Source organism: Aeromonas sp. QDB11, from assembly GCF_027705265.1.
GTDB classification, from domain to species: domain Bacteria; phylum Pseudomonadota; class Gammaproteobacteria; order Enterobacterales; family Aeromonadaceae; genus Aeromonas; species Aeromonas allosaccharophila.
Genome location: NZ_JAPDBM010000030.1, coordinates 26356 through 53029, shown reverse-complemented (window position 1 = coordinate 53029; position 26674 = coordinate 26356). Strand labels below are relative to the sequence as shown.

The following is a 26674-nucleotide window of genomic DNA, read 5'->3' as shown; positions in this document are numbered from 1 at the left end:
CGGCCATAGCGCCGTGGAACCACCTGATCCCATGCCGAACTCAGAAGTGAAACGCGGTAGCGCCGATGGTAGTGTGGCATTCGCCATGCGAGAGTAGGACACTGCCAGGCACCCAATCCAAGAAACCCCGCTCGATGAGCGGGGTTTTTTATTGCCTGATATTCAGAAAGTCGTCTGATAATTGACCTGTTTTACCCCTATTTCCCCTGAACTCTTTATCTTCCCTTCTGTTTTACTCATAAAAATCGGCGTTAGCGGCGTAAAATGGCGCTTTATTTCGTCGGAGATAGCCCATGTTTTGTCCAAAATGCGGCGGTCAAACCCTGCTGAGCATCAGTCATAAAGAGTGTCGTTGTGACTGCGGTTTTCATTTTTTCCAGAATGTTGCAGCGGCTGTGATGGTGGCGATCTGCTGGCAGGACGAGGTGCTGGTTGCGGTGCGCGCCCGCAATCCGGGCAAGGGGTTACTGGATCTGCCGGGGGGATTCGTCGACCCCGGCGAGTCGCTGGAAGTCGCGCTGCGTCGCGAGTTGCAGGAGGAGTTGGGGTTCGATATGGTCGGTCAGCCATGCCGTTATCTTGGCTCGTTCGCCAATACCTATCCCTATGACGGCATCATATACCACACCTGTGACACCTTTTTCGCCATCAGGCTGAGCGAAAAACCGGTTATCCAGCCCGCCGATGATGTAGCTGATTGTCAGTGGGTGAAGCTCGATACGCTCTGCTTGTCCCGTTTTGCTTTCACCTCGACCCGCTCTGCCGTGACGCTATTGCAGCAGTCTGCTCATCCCTGAACTTGAGGGCCTTCGGGGCCTCTGTTGAGCGCAGATGCCAGAGTTCGCGACTATCCCTGTCCGGTGCTCTCGTCCTTTTTGCCGCCATGCCCCCTCTGCATTGCCCCGGGTGATATAGTCACGGTCAGGATCCCTATTCAAGGAGTTCATCGTGAAGAAGATCATCTACATCTTGCTGGGCCTTGCCGTGGCGGCAGTGGTGGCCATTGTGGCGCTGGTCAGCCTTATCGACCCCAATCAATTCAAGCCCCAACTGGCTGAACAGGTGCGCAAGAGCACGGGCCGCGAACTGGTGATGGCGGGGGAGATTGACTGGCGCTTCTGGCCGAGTCTCGGTCTCTCGCTGGAGCAGGTCGCCCTGCGCAATCCGACCGGTTTTGCCGAGCCGGATCTCGTTCGTTTCGATCAGGGGGAGGCCTCAGTGGCACTGTTGCCGCTGCTCTCCCATCGACTGGAGATCGGCAAGGTGACCCTGAGCGGTGCCCATCTCTTTATCCAGACCAAAGCGGATGGCAGCTCCAATCTGAGTGGACTGATCAAGGATACCACTGCTGATACAAGCGAACCGGTCATCCCTGCAACCCCTGCGCCAGCCGCTGATAGCAAGCCTTGGCAGATCAGTTTGCAGGGTGTGGCGCTCTCCCAGGCCAGTGCGCTGGTGCAGGATGATCGCAGCGGCGCCTCGTTGCGGCTGGAGCGCCTCGATCTCGATATGGGGCAGCTGGCTACCGGTGAGTGGGTGCCCGTGACGCTTGCCGCCAAGGGGAGTGCCGACAAGCTCGCTTTCGATATCAAGGGACAAACCCAGATCAAGCTGGCGCAGGAGACCATGGCCAGCGAACTGAAAGATCTGAGCCTCAGTGGCAGCCTGAGTGACTCGTCCCTGCGACTCGAGAGTTTCTCCATCAAGGGAGACCGACTGGCCCTAGGTGAGTGGAGCAACCTCACGCTGGCACTCAAGGGGGCCAAAGGCGAGGGGCAGCAACCTTCACTGGCTGGTTCGCTGGAAGGAACGCTCAAGGGGCGGCTCGATAAAGAGATGAAGCTGGCCGAGCTCTCCGATATGGTGCTGACCGCCGCGTTGGAAGGTGATGCGCTGCCGCGCCCGCAAATGAAGCTGAAACTGGCCGGTTTTGCCCGTGCCGAGCTCGACAAGCAGTTGATTACCCTGAGCAAGCTGGTGATGAGTGCCGATGAGGCGCTGTTGAGTGGTGATGGAACCGTGCAGCTTGGAGCTGTTCCCGCGATCACTTTCGATCTCAAGGGTGAGAAGCTGGATCTCGACAGCTGGCACGCCAAAGCGACACCGACCACGACCGCACAGGCGAAAGAGAGCAAACCGGCGACCGGTGCCTCCAATGCCGCGGCAAGTGGCAATAAAGCAGTAAGCGGCAAGAGCGAAGCCCTCTCCGCGGTTGAACCGGATCTGGGCGCGCTCAAAGGGGTGGATCTGGATGGTCGGCTGCAACTCGGCAGCTTGCGCCTGAAAGGGCTGGATCTCGGCGCTGTCGATCTTCAGGTGGTTCTGGCCAAGGGGCTGCTCACGCTCAAGCAGTTCAGCGCGACCGTGGCTGGCGGTCAGGTCAACGCGAACGGGGTACTCGACGCGCGCCAGCAACCCGCCACCTACAAGGTGCACAAGCAGGTGGCCGGAGTGAACATTCGTCCCTTGCTGCAGACTCTGGCCCAGAGTGATCTGCTGGAGGGCAAGGGCGATCTGGATGTGCAGGTGCAGGGCCGTGGTCTCTCCGCGCTGGCTCTGCGCAACGGGATGCAGGGCAAAGTCACATTGAAGCTGAGCGATGGCGCCCTGCACGGCATCAACCTGCCGGAGATGATCCGCGAGGCGCGGGCTACCCTCACCGGCAAGGGGGCCGAGCAGGTGAAGGAGGCGCGCAAGACCGACTTCAGCGCCCTGACCGCCAGCTTCCAGATTGCCGACGGCATCGCTCGCAGCAACGACATCCAGCTCTTTGCCCCGGCCTTGCGGGTCAAGGGGGAGGGGCAGACTGCGCTGGTGCCGGAGAGCCTCGACTTCCTGTTCCTCACCTCCATCGTCGAGAGCAGCAAGGGGCAGGGGGGCAAGGATGTGGACGAGCTGAAGGAGATCACCATTCCGGTACGGATCGGCGGCCACTGGCAGGCGCCGAGCTATCAGCTTGACGTAAAGGCGCTGCTCAGCAACAACAAGCTGCTGGAGGAGAAGGCCCGCAAGGAGGCCGAGCGCGGACTCAAGAAGCTGCTGGGTGACAAGGCCGACAACGAGGCCGTCAAAGGGGTGGCTGACCAGCTGCTCAAGGGACTGTTCAAATAGGTGACGGTTCATATGGGCTGGCGCGAGCCGCGCCAATGCCGTTAGCGGTTGACCGGATGTCAGCGCCATTGAAAAATGGCGCTGACATTTTTTATGGCGCAGTGATCTGCTGTGCCTTGATCCGGAGTCATCTCGAGTTGAACCCATGCGCCTGATCCTGCTGCTCTGCTCCCTGATCTGCTACGGCATGGCTTCTCCCGTGCTGGCCGGGTCGCTGGCGGATCGCCTGGCGGGTGAGCTGGCCAAACAGGCACCCGAACAGGCGCTGCCTCTTGACGAGGTGCAGCGGCTCGACCGTCGCCTGATTGCTCCCGACTCCCTTCATCCTGCCTGGCAGAGCTACCCGCTGCGCCAGTTGCAGGCTATCTATCGCTATCAGCAGGAGTGCGGGACAGATAACGCCTTGCCCGCCGAGTGGCTGCCGCTGCTGGGGGCGCTTTGCAAAGAGGGGCCTGTGCCCTCGGCCAGCTGGTTTGCCGCTCACCCCGTCTATCCGCTGGGGGGAAGTAGCGCCGCCCGCTGGCAGGCTGGCCATCCGGCGGCTGGGCTCGACGCTCTGCTCCATGTGCGGGAGCGGCGCGATCAGCTGGGGCAGCTTGGCGAGCTTGATGATGACAACCTCGATGCCCTGCTGCGGGGTGAGCGCTGGTTGCTGCAATCCGGCCAGCTCTGGCTGCTCGCAGATCAGCAGTGGCGTCGTTACAGTGCCGGGCAGTGGCAACCGCTGGCCGAGCGGCTCGGCGTGATGCTGGATAGTCGGGTCGATGGCCCCTGTCAGGAACGGGTCGGCGCGCTCTGCATCAACGAGCGCCCAACGATCCATTGGCAGTGGCTGGCGCTGGCCAGCTCGCTTGGTTTCATCTCGCTGCTGGGGTGGGCCAGTTGGCAGCGCTGGCGTCTGCTGCAGGAGCGGCGCGTCGCATTGCAGATGCTGACCCACGAGCTGCGCACTCCCATCATGGCGCTCTCCGGCATCAGCGAGGAGCTGCGCCACGATTTCGACCGGCTGCCCCCTTCCGCCCAGCAGAGCGTGGGGCAACTGCTGGGCAGTGTCGCCCGTCTGCATCAACTGGCGCAGGCCAGTCGCCACTATCTGGCGGCAGAGGCTCTCGAAGATGAGCGGGTGGCGGTCAGTCTGGCCGAGTGGCTCACCCTGGCTTGCGGGCGCCATGGCGCCACCTTCTGCCTTGAGCGTGAGATAACTCTGGCGCTCCCCTTCTACTGGCTCGATCTCGCCCTCGACAACCTGCTGCGCAACGCCAGCCAGCATGGCCGCGCACCGGTTCGCGTCTGTGCCAGCTGGCAGGCGGGGCGCTTGATCCTCGCGGTCAGCGATGGTGGCGAGCTGTCGGGTTACCGGCTCGCCACCCTGCTGCGCCGCGGTGCCCGTGCCGATGGGCTGGGGCTGGGGCTTGCCATAGTGCGCCATCTGTTGCGCCGTCTGGGCGGGCACTTCACCCTTTCCGGCCCGCCCACCACCTTCACCCTGACGCTGCCCTGCCAACTCTGGAGCGACACCGAATCATGAAGACCATCCTGCTTGTCGAAGACGAGGCGCTGCTGGCGGAGAATCTGCAACGCTATCTGACCCGCGAGGGGTATCACTGCCTCTGGTGCGACACCCTCACTGCGGCGGAGCGACAGTGGCTGGCGGCGGATCTGGTGCTGCTGGATCGCACCATGCCAGAGGGGGATGCCCTCGACTGGTTGCCCCAGTGGCTGGCGCGCAAGGCACTGCCGGTGATCGTGCTGACCGCCCGGGTGGAGGTGAGCGATCGGGTGGCCGGGCTCGATGCGGGGGCGCGCGACTACCTCACCAAGCCCTTCTCCCACGACGAGCTGCTGGCGCGGATCCGGGCCCAGCTGCGCCAGTTGGGGGATGGCACTCAGGCGGTGGGCGGCTTGCAGCTTCATCCCGCCCGGATGCAGGCGAGCTGGCAGGCTGCGGAGGTGAGCTTCACCCCCACCGAGTTTGCCCTGCTCACCCTGCTGGTGCGGATGGCGGGGCGGGTGCTGAGCCGGGAGGAGATCCTCAATCGGGTGTGGGGCTATCAGGCGTTCCCCTCCACCCGCACGGTTGATACCCATATTCTGCAACTGCGCCAGAAGCTGCCCGGGCTGGCCATCGAGACGGTGCGCGGCATCGGCTACCGACTGGAGGTAGAGCAGTGAAGCGCGCAATACTGGCCGCGCTGCTGTTGGCTCTAAGCACTGGCTGCGTTATGGCAACTGAACGTGCCGATCCACTGCAACCGGCTACCCTGGCGCTGTTGCAGGGGGATAACCGGCACGCCTGGCAATCTTTGCAGCAGGCATGGCCTGCGCTCAACAGCGATGCCGAGCGCCGCAGCTGGCAGGGAATGCTGGCTGCGCTGAGTGCCCAGCATTGCGGCAAGGATTTCCCGCTCACTCTGTCTGATGGGGTGAGCGAGCTGCGCCTTGAGCTGATCCAGCGCGATGCGCCGCTGCTGCGGGATTATCGGGTGCAGCTGACTGGGGAGGGGCCCATTACCGCCGCTGAACTTATCGATCCCGCTGGTAGTGACCGACTGGCTGGCGCCCAGTGGGAGGCGGAGGAGAACTCCGGAGTCAGGGTCGTGGGGGCCGATCTACCGATGCCTTTGCCAGCTGGGCTCTATCAGCTGCGGCTGACGGTGGCGGGCCAGCGCTGGCAGGTGGCGTTGCCGCTGCCTGCGGTGCAGGATCTGGACTGGCTCTCCCGCTCGCCGCAGGCGGTAGCCAATCCTCCCGCCAATCCCGCTTCGTGCACTCCGCTCTGGCTTGAGCAGACTGTGCTGGCCCGCCCGCAATACTCACTGCTCTGGTGGCACCGGATTGCGCCTAATGAGCCGGTGAACTGGCCAACCGCCACGCCCGACAGCTGGCGCACCCTCTCGCTGGTGCAGACCAGCCAGCGTGGCCAGCTGGTGTTGCAGCTGAGTCACAGTCAGGCGGGGCCGGTGGATTAATGCGCATCGTGATAGGCAGTTGCACGCAATCCTGACATTGGCCTGACAATCGCAGGCCGCCGATCTGCTGAAATGGCGATTCCCGTTTTTATCAGGAATCACCGACCATGACTTCTTTCCCCGTGCTGGCGAGCCGGATCCGCCCGCTGCTGCTGTTGGCGCCGCTGCTATCTTTGCTCTCACTGCCTGCCGAGGCGCTGACCCTGGCCAACGATCAGTGGCGCATCGAGCTGGATCCCGCCACCCTAGCGGCCGAGGCTGTGCTGCCATCGGGCAGGCACCTTGCCATCTCTGCCCCCAGCCCGCGTCAGCTGGTTACCGCCTTGCAGCAGAAGGGGGAGCGTGCCAGCTGGCTGACCCGTGCCGATGGCGAGGTGCGAGCCTCGGCCCGTCTCGAGGGCAATCGCCTGATCCTCAGCTTGAGCCGTGCGAGTGCTGGCGAGCTGGTGTGGCCGCGGGTGCCGGCAGGGGCGCAGGCGCTGATGCTGCCGATCCACGAGGGTTTTCGCATCCCGGTTGATCATCCCGCGTGGCGCAAAGCGCTGGCTGGCGAGTATCAGGGGATCAACACCACCGAGGATCTCACTCTGCCGCTGGTCGGGCTGGATCACGGCGATCAGCAGCTGGCGATCCTCTTTGCCAATCCCTTCAACAACCGCCTCACCTTTGCCCCGAAGCAAGATGGCATTGCCCTCACCGCGACCCATAGCGTCAATCGTCTCAATCTTACCGCCCCCTATGAGGTGGCGGTGTCGCTGCAACCGGGCAATGACTGGCTGGCGGCGGGCAAGGCCTATCGCAGCTGGTTGCAGGAGCGGGGCGAGCTGGTCTCGCTCGAGAGCAAGCTGGCGGCGGTGCCGGATGGCAAACGGCTGATTGGCGCCTCTCACCTCTACCTCTGGGGCGAGCGACTGCTGGTGCCACAGGATGTGAAGAGCTGGCCCGCGTTGCGCCGCCTGATCCCTGCCGACTGGCTCAAGGGGGAGAGCAAGCGTGCGCTGCAAGCGTCCGATCTCGAGCGCAACCGCTACCTGCAAAATCTGGTGTTGGCCGGAGTTGAGCAGGCGCTTGCGCTGCGCCACCCGGGTCAGCAACTGGCCGATTTCACCGCCCGGCGTGCGCGGGCGGCCACGCAACTGGGCGCTGCGCTCAATGACCCGCAGAGTTGGGGGGATGGTAGCTCGGCCAAGATGATCGCCGCTCTCAAGCAAGCTGGACTACCAAAACTCTGGCTGGGTCTGCCCCAGTGGACGGCGGGCTTTGCTGCGCCAGAGGGGATTGAACTTGCCAAAGCGGCGGGCTATCTCATCGCACCTTACGACTCCTACGATACCGCGCTGCCGGAGGAGAATCGGCAGCAGAGCTGGCTCACCGCCCAGATGGGGCAGGATATCTACCTGCGCTGCGGCATCATGCAGGAGAACGGTCGGCGCAAGAGCGGTTTTCAAAGCAGCGGCGTCTACACCAATCAGGCCTGCGTGCGCCCGGTGATGGAGCAGCGAGTGCCAAAATTGCAGCAGGCGAGCCACTACAACAGCTGGTTCCTCGATGTGGCGGCGACCGGCATGGTGTTTGACGACTTCGACCCGGCCAAGCCAACCACTCAGGCGCAGGATGCGGACAACCGGATGGCGGGGATGGCGTGGATTGCCAAGAGTCAGGGTGTGCTGGTGGGCTCCGAGGAGGGCGGCGCGGTTGCCAACCGCACCGCGGCCTTTGCCCACGGCCCCCAGACCAGCGGTTTTGGCTGGCAGGATCCCGATATGCGCCGCAACAAGCGCTCTCCCTACTATCTGGGGGCCTGGTATCCCGACTATCAGCCTGCATTTTTCTTTCGCCAGAGCCACCTAAAACCTGAGTATCAGGGGCTCTACTTCGATCCGGCGCTGCGGCTGCCGCTGTTCCAGAGCGTCTTTCACGACAGCATAGTGACCACCCACCACTGGACGATAGACAGCCTGAAGTTCAGGGAGAGCCGTCAGGTCACCGAACTGTTGCAGCAGCTCTACAACGTGCCGCCCCTGCTCAACCTCAGTCTGGATAGCGCCAGCGTGCGCATTCCCTACCTCAAGGGGCTCGATGCCTTCTTCCGTCCGCTGCATGAGAGGCTCTACAACCAGCCGCTCACCGGTTTTCGCTGGCTCGATAAAAGAGGTGTGGTGCAGCAGAGCGAGTTTGCCGATAGCACTCGACTGATAGCCAACTTCGGCCCGGCCACCGAGCTGGCGGGGATCAAACTGGCCGCTCAAAGCGTGTTGGCGCTATTGCCCGATGGCAGGAAGTTGCAGTTTTTATCGCAAGCTGATTGATTGGCGGATCACTCATCGGCTCTAGCAGAGACAACAAGGGCCCGCCTGAATTGCTTCAGGCGGGCCCATTTTCATTGCTGTCGGCGGGAATTACTCTCCCAGCAGCTGTTGCCAGACGTTCAGCACATGGCTGCGTTCACTCTGCAGCTGATCGTCGCTCACCTTGCGGGAGATCTCCGAGAGGTTGAGGCGATGGCCGAGGTTGCGGATCTCCAGATAGGCCTGTTTCAGCCCCTCTGCCTGCTCCAGGGTCAGTACCCCTGCCATCACGCACTCATCGAAGATGCGCACGTTATCGGACCAGCGGGTGAGGGCATCGGGTTCGCTACAAGCGTGGGCCAGCACCAGATACTGGGCGATAAACTCGATATCCACCATGCCGCCGGGTGACTGCTTGAGGTCAAACTCGCCGGCACCCGCCTTGAGCAGGTGATCCCGCATCTTGTGGCGCATCTCGCGCACCTCGCCGGCCAGGGTCGGCAGCTCCCGCTCCTTGGCCAGCACATCGCGGCGGATGCGGGCAAACTCGGCAATGATGGCATCGTCACCATAGATGGGACGGGCCCGCACCAGCGCCTGATGCTCCCAGGTCCACGCCTCGTTTTGCTGATACTGCTCGTAGGCCGAGAGGGACGAGACCAGCAGGCCTGAGTCGCCGGAGGGGCGCAGCCGCATGTCGATCTCGTAGAGGATGCCGGACGGGGTGCGGGTGCTGAACAGGTGCAGGATCCGCTGGGCCAGGCGCAGGTAGAACTGGCGGCTGTCGATGGGTTTGCGACCGTCGGTGTAGCTGTTGGGGTCGCCGCCATGCAGGAACACCAGATCGAGATCCGAGCCGTAGCCGAGCTCGATGCCGCCCAGCTTGCCGTAGGCCACCACAGCAAAGCCGCGCTGGCCGCTCACCGCCACCTCGGGTGGCACCCCGTAGCGCTCGCTCATCTGGGCCCACGCCTGATTGACCACCTCCTCGGTGATCGCCTCCGCCAGCCAGGTGAGGTGGTCGCTCACCTTCATCAGCGGCAGGGCGCCGGCGATGTCGGCCGCCACGATGCGCAGCAGCTGCACCTGCTTGAACTGGCGCAGTGCCTCCATCTGCTGCTCCACATCCTCTTCGGGGATGCGCAGCAGGAACTGGCGCAACTGGGGCTTGTACTGATCGAGCGGGGTGGGGTGGTAGAGGTGCTGGGGATCGAGCAGCTCGTCCAGCAGGATGGGGTAGCGGGCCAGCTGCTCGCTCACCAGATGGCTGGCATCGCACAGCCGCACCAGCTGGCGTAGGGCGCCCGGGTTTTCCGCCAGCAGTTGCAGATAGGCGCTGCGGGTGAAGATGCGGGTCAGCAGCTCGCATACCCGCTCGAACAGGCGGGCGGGTTGCTCACTGGCCACCACCAGTCGCAGCAGCTCAGGCATCAGCCAGTCCAGCGCGATGCGCCCCTGCGGGCCCACCTGACGGCGCTTGTACTCCTCCTTGAAACGCAGCAGCGCAGCGCAGAGCGGGGCGGGCTCGGCCACCCCCTGTGCGGTCAGCAGTTTTTCCAGCTCGGCGGCGTCGAGCTCGGTGCGCCAGAGATCGAGCCAGAGCTGCTCCAGATGGGCGGGTGCCTCTTTCTCTTCCCCCACCACGGCGGCGAACTCCTGATGGACGGCGGCCATCTCCTCATCGAGATGAGCCATAAAGGCGCTCCAGTCGGCAAAACCCAGAGCCGCGATCAGCCGCTGGCGATCCCGCTCCTCGGTGGGCAGGGTCTGGGTCTGTTGATCGCCGATCTCCTGCAAGATGTTTTCGACCCGGCGCAGGAAGCGATAGGCATCCAGCAAGCGATCGCAATGGGCGGATTCGAGGGCGCCGCACTGGGCGATGGCGGCCAGCGCTTCGGGCAGGTGACGCACCCGCAGCGCCGGTTCGCGCCCGCCGCGGATCAGTTGCAGCGCCTGGGCGATAAACTCCACTTCACGGATGCCACCGGCGCCCAGCTTGATGTTGCCCTCCAGCCCCTTGCGGCGTACCTCGGCGGCGATCATCGCCTTCATCTGGCGCAGACCGTCGATAACGCCGAAGTCGATATAGCGGCGAAACACGAAGGGGCGCAGCATCTCAGCCAGTTCCACCGCGTGTTCGCACTGGGGGCCCAGTACCCGTGCCTTGACCATGGCGTAGCGCTCCCAGTTGCGGCCGTGATGCTGGTAGTAATCCTCCATGGCGGCGAAGGAGATGGCCAGTGGCCCCGCATCGCCAAAGGGGCGCAGCCGCATGTCGACCCGGAACACCTGACCATCCTGGGTGGGCTGGTGGAGGGCGTTGATGATGCGCTGGCCCAGCTTGATAAAGAACTGCTGGTTGGCGAGTTCGCGCCGCCCGCCGACCGTGTAGCCGTTCTCGGGGAAGGTGAAGATTAGGTCGATGTCCGAGGAGAAGTTGAGCTCGCCGCCCCCGAGCTTGCCCATGCCGAGAATGAGCAGCGGCTGCGGGTTGCCGTTGCCGTCCATCGGAGTGCCCAGCTCGCTGCACTGCTTGGCGTAGAGCCAGTCGCGGGCGGAGCAGATGAGGGCATCCGCCAGCTTGGTGAGGTGGATAAAGCTCTCTTCCACCGCCGCATGGCCCAGCAGCTCGCGCCAGGCGATCACCAGCATGCGGCTGCGGCGGAACTGGCGCAGGATGCGCTTGAGCGCCTCTTCATCGCTCACCTCGGCCAGCAGGGCGCTGAGGTCACTCTGGTAGGCAGGCCAGCGTTCGGCCCGTTCGAGATCCCCGGAGGCGAGCAGCTCGGTCAGCAACTCCGGCTGCTTGAAGAGGGAATCGGCGACAAAATCAGAGAGACCGAGCAGGGTCAGCAGGGTGTGGCGAATCGGTTCGGGCAGGTCGCCATAGTCGGGGGCCAGCTCGATCAGTCGCTGCCACTGACGTTCGGCCTGTTCTTGCAGCAAGGGAGAGAGAGCGGAGAAAGAGGGAGAGTGCTGGGCCACGGTTGCCGTCCTTGTGGTTCACGACAGCTGGTTAACGACACGGGTTAACGAAACTGCCGGTTCAAAATGGTGGCTGCCAATCTAGCATTGTCAGGCCCCCGCGTCACAGCGCAGGGGCGAGAAGCATGATCAGGCGGGAATATTCGGCAGCTGGCGGTTCAGGTGCGCTGGTAGATGGTGGGGTGGTAGATCTCCATCAGGCTGCCCGGGCTGGCGGGCGGCGCAAAGCCAAAACCGGCGTAGAGGCCGTGGGCATCGGAGGTCGCGAGGGCGAGGCGGCGTAATCCCTGCAACTCGGGATGGTCGACAATGGCCGCCACCAACGCCTTGCTGTAACCGCGGCCGCGATACTCAGGCAGCACAAACACATCAGCTAGATAGCCGAAGGTGGCCTTGTCTGTGATTACTCGGGCAAAGGCAACCTGCTGACCGCTTATATAGCCGCCAACGCAGAGGGAGTGGTTGATGGCCCGCACCACCGTACTGTGCGGAATGCCGCGACACCAGTAGGCCTCTTCGGAGAGAAAACGGTGGATCAGCGGCACGTCGAGCCGCCCTTTGTCGTCACTGATCTCGAGTGGTGGGTGCGTTGCGTTCTGCTGCATGTTGGCTCCTTGCCGTGCGCTGGAAATGAGAAAGGCCCCACAAGGGGCCTTCCAGTCTAACCGGATTGGGACGCGAAAACAGTCAGGCAAGCTTGAAGGAGTGGATCTGGCTGTCGAGATCCTTGCTGTGCTGCTCGACCAGCTCGGAGGCCTCTTGCAGCTCGCGTAGCACCACGACGGAGCCTTCGGCGATCTGCTTGACCTGTTCCAGATTGCCGCGCATCTCTTCGGCGACCGAACTCTGCTGCTCGGAGGCGGCGGCGATGTGGCGGTTCATGTCGGCCACGCCCTGTACTCGCTGCACTATGGTGGCGAGCTGGGTACCGGCCTGGGTGACCTGTTCCACTCCCTTGTCAGCCTGACGTACGCTCTGGGCCATCAGTTCGGCGGCCTGAGCGGCATTGCCCTGCAACTGCTCGATCATCTTCTGGATCTCGACGGTGGCAGCCTGGGCCCGGTTGGCCAGCTCGCGCACTTCGGAGGCCACCACGGCAAAACCACGACCCGCTTCACCGGCGCGGGCCGCTTCGATGGCGGCGTTCAGTGCCAACAGGTTGGTCTGTTCCGAGATGCCGCGAATGGTGTCGACTACCGAGCCAATGCGCTCGACCCCCTGCTCCACCTCGTTGACCACGGTGGCGGAGCGCTGGATGTTGCCGGAGAGGGTGTCTATGGTGCTGACGGTGTCGGCGACGCAGCGGCTCCCCTCTTCCGCCAGTTGGCTGGTCTCGGCGGTGGCGTGAGAGGCCTGATCCGCATGGGCGGCCACCTCGCGAATGGCGCCGACCATCTGGCTCATGGCGCTGGCCAGCTGTTCGATCTGGGTGAACTCTTCGTTGATCGCTTCGTTGGCCTCTTCCATGCAAAGGGTCACCTGGGAGGCGATGTCGTTGAGCTCCTTGCAGGCGGCGCGCTGGTTGCCAAACACCTCTTTGAGATTCTCCTGCGAGTGTGAGACCGCCTTGGCGATGTCACCGAATTCGTCACGAGACTTGAGCAGTACCTTGTGGCTGAGGTCCCGCTTGGCGAAGCGTTCCAGCAGGCCCACCAGATAGTGCACCTGCTTGACCATCAGGCGGGAGCCGGTGAGCAGCAGGATCACGAACAGCAGCCCCATGATGGCGGTCTCCATCAGACCGGTCCAGAGCAGGCGATTGGAGATCGCATCCGCCTTGGCGGGATCGAGCCCTTCGCTGAGCAGGGTCGCTTCCAGATTGTTGGCGTCAAACCAGAGTTTTGTCAGTAGCAGGAGGGTACTGAACACCATCAGCAGCACCACTTTGGGTACCAACCGGATGTTGCTCATTCTTTTCTCCAGCAGGTTCAGCTGCATTGTCATTCTCCTTTTAAAAGCCGTTTTTTCCTTTGCCCTCAGGACTATCGGCATTATCTTCTCTTTTATTAATTTGCACTGTGCTTAAAGTTGGAAAATGTATGCGACATCACTTAACTCATCTGCGGGCGATGGATCTGCTGATGGCATTTCTGTCGATTATCTCGGTTGTGCTGGTGACGGCCCGCTGGTGGGGCCATGAGAGCCTGACACCACAGACTCTGCAGCTCTTCTATGACCTCGACAGTCTGATCTGCTACTTCTTCCTCGCGCACTTTGCTTATGGCTGGATCCGGGCGCCCGATCGCAAGGCATTTTTCATGACCAACTGGATCTATCTGCCGGGTAGTCTGCCGATGGTGGAGCAGCTGCGCTGGGCCCGTCTGCTCCAGCTGTGGCGGGTCTATCAGTTGTTCAAGGAGCACCCGGATCTCTGGGCCATGTTCCGTCGCGAGCGCAACGAGACCACTCTCTCCGGCATCCTGTTTCTGTTCTTCCTGCTGCTGGGGGTGGGTTCCGGCGTCATGTACTGGATTGAGTCAGGCCAGCCCGGCAGCCAGATTGCGACACCCTATGACGCGTTCTGGTGGACGCTGGTGACCCTCTCGACAGTGGGTTACGGGGATCTGGTGCCCAAGACCGAGGAGGGGCGGTTTGTCGCCAGCCTGCTGATCCTGTTCGGGGTCGGTCTGTTCGGTGCCATCAGCGGTTTTATGGCCAGCCTGTTTTTGCAGCCCAACAAGGGGGATGGCGAGACCGACAAGTGGCGTCATCACTACAACAACCAGCAAGAGGAGCTGCTGCGGGAGATCCGCGCCCTGCGCAGCGAAGTGCAGGAGCTGAAAAACAAGTGAGGCCGCAGACGGGCAAGTTGCGAGTTGACTCGCAACTCTGCGCTCTTTAATCCGGGGGAGGTGCTTTTTCTTTGCTTGTCCTTTAACCTGCTGGCGGCTTAACATTCAACCTCTTGTCCAAACCTGAAAAAGAGAACCGATCGACCATGCGCGCCCTTCTCGGGATTTTGATCTGCTTGTGTGCCCAACAGGCACTGGCCGATACCCGTTATGTTTCAGACAACATCTTTACCTATATCCACAATGGCCCGGGTACCCAGTACCGGATCCTTGGTAGCGTCAAGGCTGGTGAACCGCTGGAGGTAAAGGCGGTGAACAGTGAGGCCGGTTTCACCCAGGTGGTGGACGGTCGTGGTCGCGAGGGGTGGATCAAGAACAGCGAACTGCAGAGCCAGATCAGCCTACGCGAGCGTCTTCCCCAGGTGGAAAAAGAGCGCGATGAGCTTAAAGATCGCCTGCAGAACCTTAACGGTGACAACGAGAAACGCTTCACCGAGAAGGATGGCCAGATCGCTGCCCAGAGCAAGGAGATCGCTGCTCTCAAGGCCCAGCTGGTCAGTCAGGGTGAGGAGATGAGCAATCTCAAAGAGCAGAATGATGCCCTGACCCAGAGCTACGACAACCAGGAGCACGACATGCAGATGGACTGGTTTATCCGTGGTGGTGCCATGGTGGGTGCCGGTATCCTGCTTGGTATCCTGCTGCCCATGCTGCCCCGTCGTCGCAGCCGCGGCGATCGCTGGATGAACTGACAATAGTTGTCTGAACGAATCGAAGGGTCGCCGTGGCGGCCCTTCTTTTTTATCCCGGTTTGCGGCCGCGTCGGTTGCCGCTGGCGGTGGGTCGGGAGGCGGGATGCATGGCGGCAGGATTGTATACAAAATGATGCCAGATGACCCTCGTCACAGTCGGCCAGGTGGCTCGCAGAGGGATCGCGGCGCAGAATTAGCGATCTTTGTTAAAGAGTGGCAACAAATTCATTTCATATAGGGTGCAACATTGTATACATTATCGGCGTTTCGGCGGCGCGTCCGCCTTTGTCGATATCAGCCCTCGGGCGTACAGGAAGACCCCCTATGTTCAAAGCTACTCAAGTGCTTGCTGCTGACTATATCCCCTCCGATCTGGCCGCCCTGCGCGAAGCCATCACTCAAAACTACGTGGTGGATGAAAATGCCTATCTGGCCGAACTGTCGGCCATGTTGCCGGGGGATGGCGCCGCGCTGGAGCAGGTGACCCAGCGTGCCCGTACTCTGGTGACCAAGGTGCGCAAGGAGAGCGGCTCCGGTGACGGTATCGACGCCTTCCTGCAGGAGTACAGCCTCGATACCCAGGAGGGGATCATCCTGATGTGTCTGGCCGAGGCGCTGCTGCGCATTCCCGATGCCGAGACCGCCGACGCCCTGATCAAGGACAAACTCTCCGGTGCCAACTGGTCATCTCATTTTCGCAAGAGCGACTCCACCCTGGTCAACGCCTCTACCTGGGGGCTGATGCTGACCGGCAAGATCATCAAGCTGGACAAGAAGCTCGACGGCAACCCGGCCAACCTGCTGGGGCGCATGGTCAACAAGCTGGGGGAGCCGGTGGTGCGCTCCGCCATGTACGCCGCCATGAAGATCATGGGCAAGCAGTTCGTGCTGGGGCGCGACATGAAAGAGGCGCTCAAGGCGAGCCGCAAATCCCGCGAGCTGGGTTACACCCACACCTACGATATGCTGGGCGAATCGGCGCTGACCTTGCAGGATGCCGACAAGTATCTGACCGATTACCGCAATGCCATCGAGGCGGTCGGTAACGAGCGCATCAGCGACGGCGGCCCGGCCCCCTCCATCTCCATCAAGCTCTCGGCGCTGCATCCGCGCTATGACGTGGCCAACCGCGAGCGGGTGCTCGGCGAGATGTGCGAGCGGCTGGTGGGGCTGGTGCGTCTGGCCCGCGACAAGGACGTGGCCATCAGCATCGATGCCGAGGAGATGGACCGACTCGAGCTGTCGCTGGACTTGTTCGAGCAGCTCTACCGCTCCGACGCCAACCGTGGCTGGGGCAAGCTCGGCATGGTAGTGCAGGCCTACTCCAAGCGCGCGTTGCCGGTACTCTGCTGGCTCACCGCGCTGGCCCGCGAACAGGGTGACCTCATTCCGGTGCGACTGGTAAAAGGGGCCTACTGGGACAGCGAACTGAAATATGCCCAGCAGGCGGGTCTGCCTGGCTATCCGCTCTTTACCCGCAAGGCGGGCACCGACATCTCTTACCTCGCCTGCGCCCGCTATCTGCTGAGCGAGCCGACTCGCGGCTTTATCGCCCCCCAGTTCGCCACCCACAATGCCAATACTGTGGTCAGCATTCTGGAGATGGCGGGCGATCGCCAGTTCGAGTTCCAGCGCCTGCACGGCATGGGGGAGGAGCTGCACAACGCCGTGCTGAACGACAATCCCGGCCTGCACTGCCGCATCTATGCACCGGTCGGTGCCCACAAGGACTTGCTGCCCTATCTGGTGCGCCGCCTGCTGGAAAACGGGGCAAATACCTCCTTCGTCCACAAGCTGGTGGACCCCAACACCCCGGTGGATTCACTGGCCGAGCACCCGCTGCGTACCCTCAAGCGTTACTCCGGCTTTGCCAACGACCGCATTCCGCAGCCGGTAAACCTCTTCAGCGACCGCAAGAACTCCAGCGGCGTCAACATGAATATCCTCTCCATCCAGCGCCCCTTCTTCGCCCGCTTGAAAGAGCTGGAGAGCAAGCAGTGGCTGGCGGGTCCCATCGTCGATGGCGAGACCCTCAAGCGCAGCGAGGCGCGCACCGTGCTGAGCCCGCAGGATGTGAGCCTGACTGTCGGCAAGATCCACTGGGCTGACGAACAGGCGGTGGAGCAGGCTTTGGCATCCGCTCACGCCGCCTTCCCGCGCTGGCGTGAAACCCCGGTGAGCGAGCGTGCTGCGGCGCTGGAGAAGCTGGCGGATCTGCTGGAAGCGCACCGCGAGCAGTTCGTCTCCCTCTGTACCCGCGAGGCGGGCAAGCTGCTGCAAGATGGCATCGACGAGGTGCGCGAGGCGGTCGATTTCTGCCGCTACTACGCGGTGCAAGCGCGCAGCCTGATGGGGCAGGCGACCCTGCTGCCCGGGTACACCGGCGAGCAGAACGAGCTGTTCCTGCAGGGGCGCGGGGTGTTCGTCTGCATCAGCCCATGGAACTTCCCGCTGGCGATTTTCCTCGGCCAAATCGCAGCTGCGCTGGCTACCGGCAACACCGTCATCGCCAAACCGGCGGAGCAGACCGGCCTTATCGCCCATCTGGCGGTGACTCTGGCCCATCAGGCCGGTATTCCGGGCGACGTGCTGCAGCTGCTGCCCGGTGACGGCGCCACCGTCGGCGCCAAGCTGACGGCGGACTCGCGCATCGGCGGCGTCTGCTTCACCGGCTCCACCGAGACCGCCAAGCTCATCAACATGACGCTGGCTAAGCGCGATGGCGCGATTTTGCCGCTTATCGCCGAAACTGGCGGCCAGAATGCCATGATCGTCGACTCCACCGCCCTGCCGGAGCAGGTGGTGCGCGATGTGGTGAGCGCCGCCTTCCAGAGCGCCGGTCAGCGCTGCTCGGCCCTGCGGGTGCTCTACCTGCAGGAAGAGATCGCGCCGCGGGTGCTGGAGATCCTGACCGGTGCCATGCAGGAGCTAAAAGTGGGCAATCCGGCCGAGCACAATACCGACGTCGGTCCGGTGATCGATGCCGAGGCCAAGGCCGGTCTCGATGCTCACCTCGCCTACATGATGCCGCGCGCTCGCCTGATCGCGCAGGCGCCGATGCCCGCCGCGACCATGGAAGGGCACTTCGTCCAGCCGACCGCGCTGGAGATCGGCTCCATCCGCGAGCTGGCGAAGGAGCAGTTCGGCCCCATCCTCCATGTGGTGCGCTACGCCACCCGGGATCTGGACAAGGTGATCAGCGATATCAATGGCACCGGTTACGGCCTGACGCTGGGGATCCATAGCCGCAACGAATCCCACGCCGAGGAGCTGGCGAGCCGCATCAATGTCGGCAACGTCTATATCAACCGCAACCAGATCGGCGCCATGGTCGGGGTGCAGCCGTTCGGCGGCCAGGGGCTCTCCGGCACCGGCCCCAAGGCGGGGGGCCCCCACTATCTCGGGCGGTTTGTTACCGAGAAGACCCGCACCATCAACACCACGGCGGTGGGCGGCAACGCCTCCCTGCTGGCGATGGGCGATGCCTGATCCGCGTCGATAGAGGCGGATACGGGATGCCGGATAACAGCGGGCCGCCTTCGGGCGGCCCCTTTATTTGCGCCATCCGTTTTTTACGAATGGGACAATCGGCCACAGCGGGGTCGTCAGCGACCCGTGCTGGTCGTAAGATGGGAGCCATTCGCGCGGCGCTTGCCCCTTGGCGGGCCCGCCGTAGCCAGGGTTTTGTTTTAACGAGAGTGTTTATCTGATGTCATTAACCGAACAAGCCCGCTGGTTCGTGCTGGGGGGCGATCATCTGGTACTGCTCGATCAGCAGGGAGAGGTGCCACAAGGAAGTAAAGCGTGCCTGCCCGCAGCGCTGGCTGACGCCCCTTTCGAGCGTTTTGACGAGTGGCAGGGGCTGCCCTGCTATCTGCTGGATCTGGGGGATGAGGCCGACACGAGCGCCATGAGCCCGCTGCGCCATCTGATGGTGGTGGGGGACGAAGAGGGCTTTCGCCTCGCAGGCCGCGCCTGGCAGCTGGTCACCTTCCGCCGTACCCACCGTTTCTGCGGCGAGTGCGGCGCCCCCATGACCCCGAAGGCGGGGGAGTGGGCGCAGGTGTGCCACCACGGCCACACGGCTTATCCGCGCATCTCCCCCTGCATTATCGTGGCGGTGCGCAAGGGGCCGGAGATCCTGCTGGCGGCCCATCGCCGTCACTATCAGGCCGACGATCCCATGTATACCGTGCTGGCCGGCTTTGTGGAGGCGGGGGAGAATCTCGAGCAGTGCGTGGCGCGGGAGGTGTTCGAGGAGAGCGGTATCCGGGTGCGCAATGTGCGCTACGCGGCGAGCCAGCCCTGGCCCTTCCCTCACAGCCTGATGATGGGTTTTACCGCCGACTACGAGAGCGGCGAAATCCGGGTGCAGGACGACGAACTGGTGGCCGCCGATTTCTTTGCCGCAGACCGGCTGCCGCGTTTGCCGCCCCACGGCACCATCGCCCGGCGCCTGATCGAGCGTTCGCTGGCGGGCGAGGGGTAACGAGGCGCTTATCTTTTCGCCAACCTTTTTGCACCTCTTTTTAAAAACGGGGCGGTCAGGTTTGCGCCCCTTCACATCTTTGCAACCGCGCGCCCATTTGCCACGTTTTGGGCAGTCCGCTCCGGTGGGCAAAGTGGTATTATGGCCGCCATTTTATGCGTGATACGAACTCAGGAACTGGGATGAAAGAGCTGAAGAACGATCGATACCTGCGCGCTTTGCTGCGTCAGGATGTGGACATGACCCCGGTATGGATGATGCGCCAGGCTGGCCGTTATCTGCCGGAATACAAGGCGACTCGCGCCCAGGCGGGGGATTTTATGTCCCTGTGCCGCAATGCCGAGCTGGCCTGTGAAGTCACCCTGCAGCCGCTGCGCCGCTACCCGCTCGATGCCGCCATCCTCTTCTCCGACATCCTGACCGTGCCCGATGCCATGGGGCTTGGTCTCTACTTCGAGCAGGGTGAAGGCCCGCGCTTCGAGCGTCCGATCACCTCCATGGCCGACGTGCAGGCGCTGCCCATTCCGGATCCGGAAGATGAGCTGGGCTACGTGATGAACGCGGTGCGCACCATTCGCCGCGAACTGAAGGGCGAAGTGCCGCTCATCGGCTTCTCCGGCAGCCCCTGGACCCTGGCCACCTACATGGTGGAGGGGGGCAGCTCCAAGGCGTTTACCAAGATCAAGCAGATGATGTACGCAGAGCCCATGACCCTGCATCTGCTGCTCGACAAGCTGGCCGACAGCGTAATCAGCTATCTCAACGCCCAGATCAAGGCGGGTGCTCAGGCGGTCATGGTGTTCGACACCTGGGGCGGCGTGCTCACCCCGCGCGATTACCGCGACTTCTCCCTGCAGTACATGCACAAGATTGTCGATGGCCTGATCCGCGAACACGACGGTCGCCGCGTGCCTGTCACCCTGTTCACCAAGAACGGTGGTCAGTGGCTGGAGCAGATCGCCGCCACCGGTTGCGATGCGCTGGGTCTGGACTGGACCACCGACATTGCCGACGCCAAGCGTCGGGTCGGTGACAAGGTGGCGCTGCAGGGCAACATGGATCCCTCCATGCTCTACGCCACTCCCGCTCGTATCCGTGAAGAGGTCGCCTCCATTCTGGCCGGTTTCGGTCAGGGCAACGGCCACGTCTTCAACCTAGGTCACGGCATCCATCAGGATGTGAACCCGGAGCACGCTGGCGTGTTCGTCAACGCGGTACACGAGCTCTCCGCCCAGTACCACGGCCGCTAAGGCCGGGGCGAGAGAAGAAGAGTTTGTTTGATATCCGGGGCCGCAAGGCCCCGTTTTACATTTAAAATGGCGCCGCGACGACGAGCGCGTGGCGCCAGCGCAGGAGGCAAGATGAGCAGCAAGTCACTGGATTGGGGTATCGATCTTGGCGGTACCAAGTGTGAATGTGTGGTGCTGGATGGCGACGAGGTGCTGCTGCGCCACCGCATCCCCACCGAGCGGGCTGGTGGTTATGAGCACATGATCGGCCAGATCGCCAAGCTGGTAGCAGAGTGCGCCGAGAAGATTGGCCAGCGCCCGACCGTCATCGGCATGGGCACGCCGGGGGCGCGGGATCCGCAGACAGGCCTGATGAAAAACTGCAACACCACCGAGCTCAACGGCAAGCCGTTCAAGGAAGATCTGGAGCGCAAACTGGGCGTGCCGGTACTGATCGCCAACGATGCCAACTGCTTCGCGCTGGCAGAAACCCATCTGGGGGCGGTGCGCCAGCACCATCCCGATGCGAAAGTGGTGTTCGGCATCATCATGGGCACCGGGGTCGGCTCCGGTATCGTCATCAACGGCCAGATCCTCAACGGTCACCACGGCATCGCCGGTGAGTGGGGCCATAACGTGCTCTCCCCCGATGGTCCCGAGTGCTACTGCGGCAAGCGCGGCTGCGTCGAGACCCTGATCAGCGGCCCGGCGCTGGAGGCCTGGTACGAGGCCAAAGCCAAGCGTCGCCTCTCGCTGGCCCAAATCGCGGCGGCCACCGCTTACGATCATGTGGCCAAGCTCACCATCGACCGGCTGCACCTGCTGTTTGGTCAGGCGCTGGCCAACGTGGTCAACATTCTCGACCCGGATGTGATCGTCATCGGCGGCGGGGTCGGCAATGTGCAGAGTCTTTACAGCGCCGGACGGCAGACAATTTTGCCCTTCCTCTTTAATCCCCGCTTCGCAACCCCCATTATTGCTCCTGCCCTTGGCGACAGTGCCGGGGTATTCGGGGCCGCACTGCTGGCCCGCGGTGAATTCAAGGAGGCCCTGCTGTCGTAGCCGGGGTTCCCGGGCGGCCGGTGTGCCGCCCTGTTGCTGGTTCAAGGAAACGGATTCTCGATGATCAAGATTGCCATCAATGGTTACGGGCGGATCGGTCGCAACGTGTTGCGAGCCCTCTATGAAAGCGGGCGCGACAAGACCATCAAGATCGTCGCCATCAACGAGCTGGCGGCCCCCGAGGCCATGGTGCACCTGACCCGTTACGATACCAGTCACGGTCGCTTCCACCATCCGGTGCAACTGGCGGGCAGCAGCATGCTGGTGGGGGAAGATCTCATCTCCCTGTTTGCCGAGCGGGATCCGTCAAAGCTGCCGTGGCGGGCGTTGGGGGTCGATGTGGTGCTCGATTGCACCGGGGTGTTCGGCTCGCGGGCCGATGCCGAGCTGCATCTGGCGGCGGGGGCGGGCAAGGTGCTCTTCTCTCACCCGGCCGATGCGGATGTGGATGCCACCGTGGTCTACGGGGTCAACCATCAGGTGCTGACCGGAGCGGAGCGGATCGTCTCCAACGCCTCCTGTACCACCAACTGCGTGGTGCCGGTGATTGAAACATTGCATCGAGAATTTGAGATAAATTGTGGTACTATTACGACAATTCATTCGGCCATGCATGATCAGCAAGTCATCGATGCCTACCACAGTGACTTGCGCCGAACCCGCGCTGCCAGCCAGTCCATCATTCCGGTGGATACCAAGCTGGCAAAGGGGCTGGAGCGTATCCTGCCCCACTTCGCCGGCAAGTTCGAGGCGATCGCGGTGCGGGTGCCGACCATCAATGTAACAGCGATGGATCTCAGTATTACTGTTCGTAAAAAAGTGACAGTTACTGACGTAAATCAAGCCCTGCAACGGGCATCCAGAGGTACATTACACGGTATTCTGGATTACACGGAAGAGCCTTTGGTCTCCGTAGACTTCAATCATGATGCACACTCCTGCATCATTGATGGTACCCAGACCCGGGTGAGCGATGCCAACCTCGTCAAGATGTTGATGTGGTGCGATAACGAATGGGGCTTCGCAAACCGGATGCTGGATACCACCCGGGCCATGATGGCCGCAGGCTGAGCCTGCCCCGGGCGAATAGGTTACTGTTTTTAACATTACCTGAAAATATAGAGGACTGAATATGTCTGTTATCAAGATGACTGACCTGGATCTGGCGGGTAAACGCGTTCTGATCCGTGCTGACCTGAACGTACCGGTAAAAGACGGCAAGGTCACCTCCGATGCACGTATCGTTGCGACTCTGCCGACCATCAAGCTGGCTCTGGAAAAAGGCGCCAAGCTGATGATCACCTCCCACCTGGGTCGTCCGACCGAGGGTGAATACAACGAAGAATTCTCCCTGGCTCCGGTTGTCAACTATCTGAAAGACGCTCTGTCCTGCCCGGTTCGCCTGGCCAAGGATTACCTGGATGGCGTAGAAGTCGCTGCCGGTGAGCTGGTTGTGCTGGAAAACTGCCGTTTCAACAAAGGCGAGAAGAAGAACACCGAAGAGCTGGCCAAAAAATACGCCGCCCTGTGTGACGTCTTTGTAATGGATGCGTTCGGTACTGCTCACCGCGCCGAAGGTTCCACCTATGGTGTGGCCCAGTTCGCGCCGGTTGCTTGTGCCGGTCCGCTGTTGGCGGGTGAACTGGAAGCCCTGGGCAAAGCCATGCTCAAACCCGAGCGCCCGATGGTTGCCATCGTTGGCGGCTCCAAGGTCTCTACCAAGCTGACCGTACTGGAATCCCTCTCCAAGATCGCTGACCAGCTGGTTGTCGGTGGTGGCATCGCCAACACCTTCATCGCTGCTGCCGGTCACAACGTCGGCAAGTCCCTGTGCGAGCACGACCTGATCGACACCGCCAAGAAACTGGCTGCCGAGACCAACATTCCTGTGACCACCGACGTGGTTGTAGGTGCCGAGTTCTCCGAGTCCACTCCGGCGACCATCAAGTCTGTTGCTGAAGTGACCGACGGCGACATGATCTTCGACATCGGCCCTGACTCTGCCAAGGCCCTGGCTGACATCATCATGAACGCCAAGACCATCCTGTGGAACGGCCCGGTCGGTGTATTCGAGTTCGACCAGTTCGCTGAAGGTACCAAGATCATCGCCGAAGCCATCGCTGCTTCTCCGGCCTTCTCCATCGCTGGCGGTGGTGACACCCTGGCTGCCATCGACAAGTTCGGCATCGCTGACAAAGTCTCCTACATCTCCACTGGCGGCGGCGCCTTCCTGGAGTTCGTAGAAGGCAAGGTTCTGCCGGCTGTTGCGATTCTGGAACAGCGCGCCAAAGCCTAATTGACCCGAGACGGGGGGCAAAAGCCTCCCGTTTCGTTTATCATGTGCCCGCTGTGCCGGTTCATGATGAACCCCCCATTTTTTATTAACGGCATACGAGACAGGACGATTAAACATGTCTAAGAAAATTTTCGACTTCGTAAAACCCGGCGTGATCACTGGTGATGACGTTCAGAAAGTGTTCGCCATCGCTAAAGAGAACGGCTTTGCTCTGCCGGCCGTAAACTGCGTTGGTACCGACTCCGTTAACGCCGTACTGGAAGCTGCCGCCAAGGTTAAAGCGCCGGTTATCGTTCAGTTCTCCAACGGTGGTGCCGTGTTCACCGCCGGTAAGGGTCTGAAGCTGGAAGGCCAGAAAGCCGCCATCCTGGGTGCCATCTCCGGTGCCAAGCACGTTCACGCCGTTGCCGAAGCTTACGGTGTACCGGTGATCCTGCACACCGACCACGCTGCCAAGAAGCTGCTGCCGTGGATCGACGGTCTGCTGGACGCGGGCGAGAAGCACTTTGCTGAAACCGGCAAGCCGCTGTTCTCCTCCCACATGCTGGATCTGTCCGAAGAGTCTCTGGAAGAGAACATCGACATCTGCTGCGAGTACCTGACCCGCATGGCCAAGATGAACATGACTCTGGAGCTGGAACTGGGTTGCACCGGTGGCGAAGAAGACGGCGTCGACAACAGCCACATGGATCAATCCGCTCTTTACACCCAGCCGGAAGATGTTGCTTACGCTTACGAGCGTCTGTCCAAGATCAGCCCGCGTTTCACCATCGCTGCCTCCTTCGGCAACGTACACGGTGTATACAAGCCGGGTAACGTCAAGCTGACCCCGTCCATCCTGGACGCTTCCCAGAAGTACGTTTCCGAGAAGTTTGGCATCCCTGCCAAGTCTCTGGACTTCGTATTCCACGGTGGTTCAGGTTCCACTCTGGAAGAGATCCGCGAGTCCATCTCCTACGGCGTAGTGAAGATGAACATCGACACCGACACCCAGTGGGCAACTTGGGAAGGTCTGCTGAACTTCTACAAGAAGAACGAAGCTTACCTGCAAGGCCAGCTGGGCAACCCGGAAGGCGCCGACAAGCCGAACAAGAAGTTCTACGATCCGCGCGTATGGCTGCGTGAAGGTCAGACTTCCATGATCGCTCGTCTGGAGAAAGCATTCTCCGACCTGAACGCCATCGACGTACTGTAATTCGTTACCGTACCTTGATTGCATGAAAAGGCGCCCTTCGGGGCGCCTTTTGCATTTCTGTGATCCGCGCAGGTTGGCGAGTGGGTGAAGAGGTGGGTATTATCGAAACAAATTTGCTTATTTTATTAAACAATTTGCCACCAAAGCAGGATGCTGAGTATGCAGGCAGGAAAGCACAACGGATATCAGGAGCACGTCGCCTCCTACTACGCGGCCACCCGCAACGATTCGCAACAGTGGCCCGAGCTGGAGGGGGAGTACAAGGCTGACGTCTGCATCATCGGGGGCGGCTTTACCGGTCTCAACACCGCCATCAATCTGGCGGATGCCGGTTACAAGGTCGCCTTGCTGGAGGCCAATCGCATCGGTTGGGGCGCTTCCGGGCGCAACGGCGGCCAGCTTATTCGCGGTATCGGCCACGACACCAGCCAGTTTGCCCGCTGGATTGGCGAGCAAGGAGTGCGCGAGCTGGATCTGATGGGGCTGGAGGCGGTGCAACTGGTGCGCGAGCGGGTCGAGCGTTTCAATATCGATTGCGATCTCACCTGGGGCTACTGCGATCTCGCGACCCGTCAGCGTCATCTAGCCGGTTTCGAGGAGGATCTCGAACATCTGGCGAGTCTGGGTTATGAGCACGAGCTGAGGCTGGTCCCGCGCGAAGATATCCATAGCGTGGTGGGATCGGATCGCTATATCGGCGGCCTCATCGACATGGGCTCCGGCCATCTGCATCCGCTCAATCTGGCGCTGGGCGAGGCGCGCGCCGCCGCCAGCCTCGGGGTCTCCCTGTTTGAACACTCCAGAGTGACCCATATCGACTACGGCAAGCAGGTCGAGGTGACCACCGCCCACGGCCGGGTCACTGCCGATTATCTGGTGATCGGCTGCAACGCCTATCTCAATGACCTCAATCCCGATCTGGGTGGCAAGGTGCTGCCCGCCGGTTCTTACATCCTCGCCACCGAGGTGCTCGATCGCCGCTTGCGCCAGCGACTGCTACCGCAAAACATGGCGGTGTGCGATCAGAATGTGGCACTCGACTACTACCGCCTCTCCGCCGACGGCCGCCTGCTGTTTGGCGGCGCCTGCAACTACTCCGGCCGCGATCCCCACGATATCAAGGCGTTTATGCTGCCCAAGCTGCTGCGGGTTTTCCCCGAGCTGGCTGGCACGGCCATCGAGTTTCAATGGGGTGGCATGATCGGGATCGGTGCCAACCGGCTGCCGCAGATTGGCCGCTTGAAGGAACACCCCAACGTGCTCTACGCCCAGGCCTACTCGGGCCACGGCCTCAACGCCACCCATATGGCGGGCAAACTGGTGGCCGAGGCGATCCGTGGCGAGAGCCGGGGTTTCGATCTCTTCGCCAGCGTGCCCCATATCACCTTCCCCGGCGGTCCGGCGCTGCGCTCCCCGCTGCTGGCCCTGGGAATGTTGTGGCACCGGATGAAGGATATCTTCTGACTCCCATTTTCAGCCTGCGCAGTGATGGCTGAGCGTGGCCCC

At 62.1% G+C, this 26674-nt stretch carries 19 protein-coding genes and 1 rRNA gene; 17 read left to right on the top strand and 3 right to left on the bottom strand.

Features of this window, described 5'->3' with window-relative positions; translation table 11 throughout:
* From rrf to OKC40_RS11905, 7 genes are all read left to right on the top strand, one after another.
* Nucleotides 1–110: ribosomal RNA gene (gene rrf / locus OKC40_RS11935) — 5S ribosomal RNA — on the top strand; the annotation flags it as partial.
* Nucleotides 111–293: 183 nt separating this feature from the next.
* A complete protein-coding gene (locus OKC40_RS11930; RefSeq protein WP_182938159.1) occupies nt 294–797 on the top strand; it encodes an NUDIX hydrolase in 504 nt (167 codons plus the stop codon).
* Between the two features lie 151 nt (nt 798–948).
* Complete coding sequence (locus OKC40_RS11925) at nt 949–3111, top strand: AsmA family protein (protein WP_270795337.1); 2163 nt, start codon at nt 949–951, stop codon at nt 3109–3111.
* Nucleotides 3112–3256: 145 nt separating this feature from the next.
* The gene (locus tag OKC40_RS11920) at nt 3257–4639 is read left to right on the top strand and encodes an ATP-binding protein (RefSeq protein ID WP_182938157.1); all 1383 of its coding nucleotides are present in this window, start codon (nt 3257–3259) and stop codon (nt 4637–4639) included.
* Nucleotides 4636–5283, top strand: coding sequence for a response regulator transcription factor (locus OKC40_RS11915; protein ID WP_182938156.1), 648 nt, complete (start codon nt 4636–4638; stop codon nt 5281–5283). Before OKC40_RS11920 ends, OKC40_RS11915 begins: the two co-directional genes overlap by 4 nt.
* Before the next feature lie 50 nt (nt 5284–5333).
* A complete protein-coding gene (locus tag OKC40_RS11910) occupies nt 5334–6080 on the top strand; it encodes a DUF2861 family protein (RefSeq protein WP_232093571.1) in 747 nt (248 codons plus the stop codon).
* A 107-nt stretch (nt 6081–6187) separates the two neighbouring features.
* On the top strand, nt 6188–8389 hold the full coding sequence (locus OKC40_RS11905; protein WP_182938154.1) for a glycoside hydrolase: 2202 nt from the start codon (nt 6188–6190) through the stop codon (nt 8387–8389).
* Between the two features lie 90 nt (nt 8390–8479).
* Here OKC40_RS11905 and glnE read toward each other — a convergent pair whose 3' ends face one another.
* The 3 genes from glnE to OKC40_RS11890 form a co-directional block, all read right to left on the bottom strand.
* Nucleotides 8480–11353 (bottom strand): bifunctional [glutamate--ammonia ligase]-adenylyl-L-tyrosine phosphorylase/[glutamate--ammonia-ligase] adenylyltransferase, encoded by a 2874-nt coding sequence (glnE, locus tag OKC40_RS11900; protein ID WP_182938153.1) that lies wholly within the window; start codon nt 11351–11353, stop codon nt 8480–8482.
* Between the two features lie 158 nt (nt 11354–11511).
* Nucleotides 11512–11958, bottom strand: coding sequence for a GNAT family N-acetyltransferase (locus tag OKC40_RS11895; RefSeq protein WP_182938152.1), 447 nt, complete (start codon nt 11956–11958; stop codon nt 11512–11514).
* An 82-nt stretch (nt 11959–12040) separates the two neighbouring features.
* Nucleotides 12041–13291, bottom strand: a complete 1251-nt coding sequence (locus OKC40_RS11890) for a methyl-accepting chemotaxis protein (protein WP_182938151.1) — start codon at nt 13289–13291, stop codon at nt 12041–12043.
* Between the two features lie 101 nt (nt 13292–13392).
* Here OKC40_RS11890 and OKC40_RS11885 point away from each other — a divergent pair, with 101 nt between their 5' ends.
* From OKC40_RS11885 to OKC40_RS11840, 10 genes are all read left to right on the top strand, one after another.
* On the top strand, nt 13393–14145 hold the full coding sequence (locus OKC40_RS11885; RefSeq protein WP_232093570.1) for a potassium channel family protein: 753 nt from the start codon (nt 13393–13395) through the stop codon (nt 14143–14145).
* Nucleotides 14146–14291: 146 nt separating this feature from the next.
* Complete coding sequence (locus OKC40_RS11880) at nt 14292–14897, top strand: TIGR04211 family SH3 domain-containing protein (RefSeq protein ID WP_005335443.1); 606 nt, start codon at nt 14292–14294, stop codon at nt 14895–14897.
* Nucleotides 14898–15221: 324 nt separating this feature from the next.
* A complete protein-coding gene (gene putA / locus OKC40_RS11875; protein ID WP_270795334.1) occupies nt 15222–18386 on the top strand; it encodes a bifunctional proline dehydrogenase/L-glutamate gamma-semialdehyde dehydrogenase PutA in 3165 nt (1054 codons plus the stop codon).
* Nucleotides 18387–18606: 220 nt separating this feature from the next.
* Nucleotides 18607–19386, top strand: coding sequence for an NAD(+) diphosphatase (nudC, locus tag OKC40_RS11870; RefSeq protein WP_270795333.1), 780 nt, complete (start codon nt 18607–18609; stop codon nt 19384–19386).
* A 182-nt stretch (nt 19387–19568) separates the two neighbouring features.
* Entirely contained in the window at nt 19569–20636 is a 1068-nt protein-coding gene (gene hemE / locus OKC40_RS11865) for a uroporphyrinogen decarboxylase (protein WP_270693499.1), read from the top strand.
* Nucleotides 20637–20747: 111 nt separating this feature from the next.
* The gene (locus OKC40_RS11860; protein WP_042062074.1) at nt 20748–21677 is read left to right on the top strand and encodes an ROK family protein; all 930 of its coding nucleotides are present in this window, start codon (nt 20748–20750) and stop codon (nt 21675–21677) included.
* Nucleotides 21678–21737: 60 nt separating this feature from the next.
* Complete coding sequence (gene epd / locus OKC40_RS11855) at nt 21738–22748, top strand: erythrose-4-phosphate dehydrogenase (protein ID WP_270693498.1); 1011 nt, start codon at nt 21738–21740, stop codon at nt 22746–22748.
* 61 nt (nt 22749–22809) lie between these two features.
* The gene (locus tag OKC40_RS11850; RefSeq protein WP_270795331.1) at nt 22810–23973 is read left to right on the top strand and encodes a phosphoglycerate kinase; all 1164 of its coding nucleotides are present in this window, start codon (nt 22810–22812) and stop codon (nt 23971–23973) included.
* Between the two features lie 115 nt (nt 23974–24088).
* A complete protein-coding gene (gene fbaA / locus OKC40_RS11845) occupies nt 24089–25168 on the top strand; it encodes a class II fructose-bisphosphate aldolase (protein ID WP_042062080.1) in 1080 nt (359 codons plus the stop codon).
* Between the two features lie 159 nt (nt 25169–25327).
* Entirely contained in the window at nt 25328–26632 is a 1305-nt protein-coding gene (locus tag OKC40_RS11840) for an NAD(P)/FAD-dependent oxidoreductase (protein WP_270795317.1), read from the top strand.
* The last annotated feature ends 42 nt before the right edge of the window (nt 26633–26674 follow it).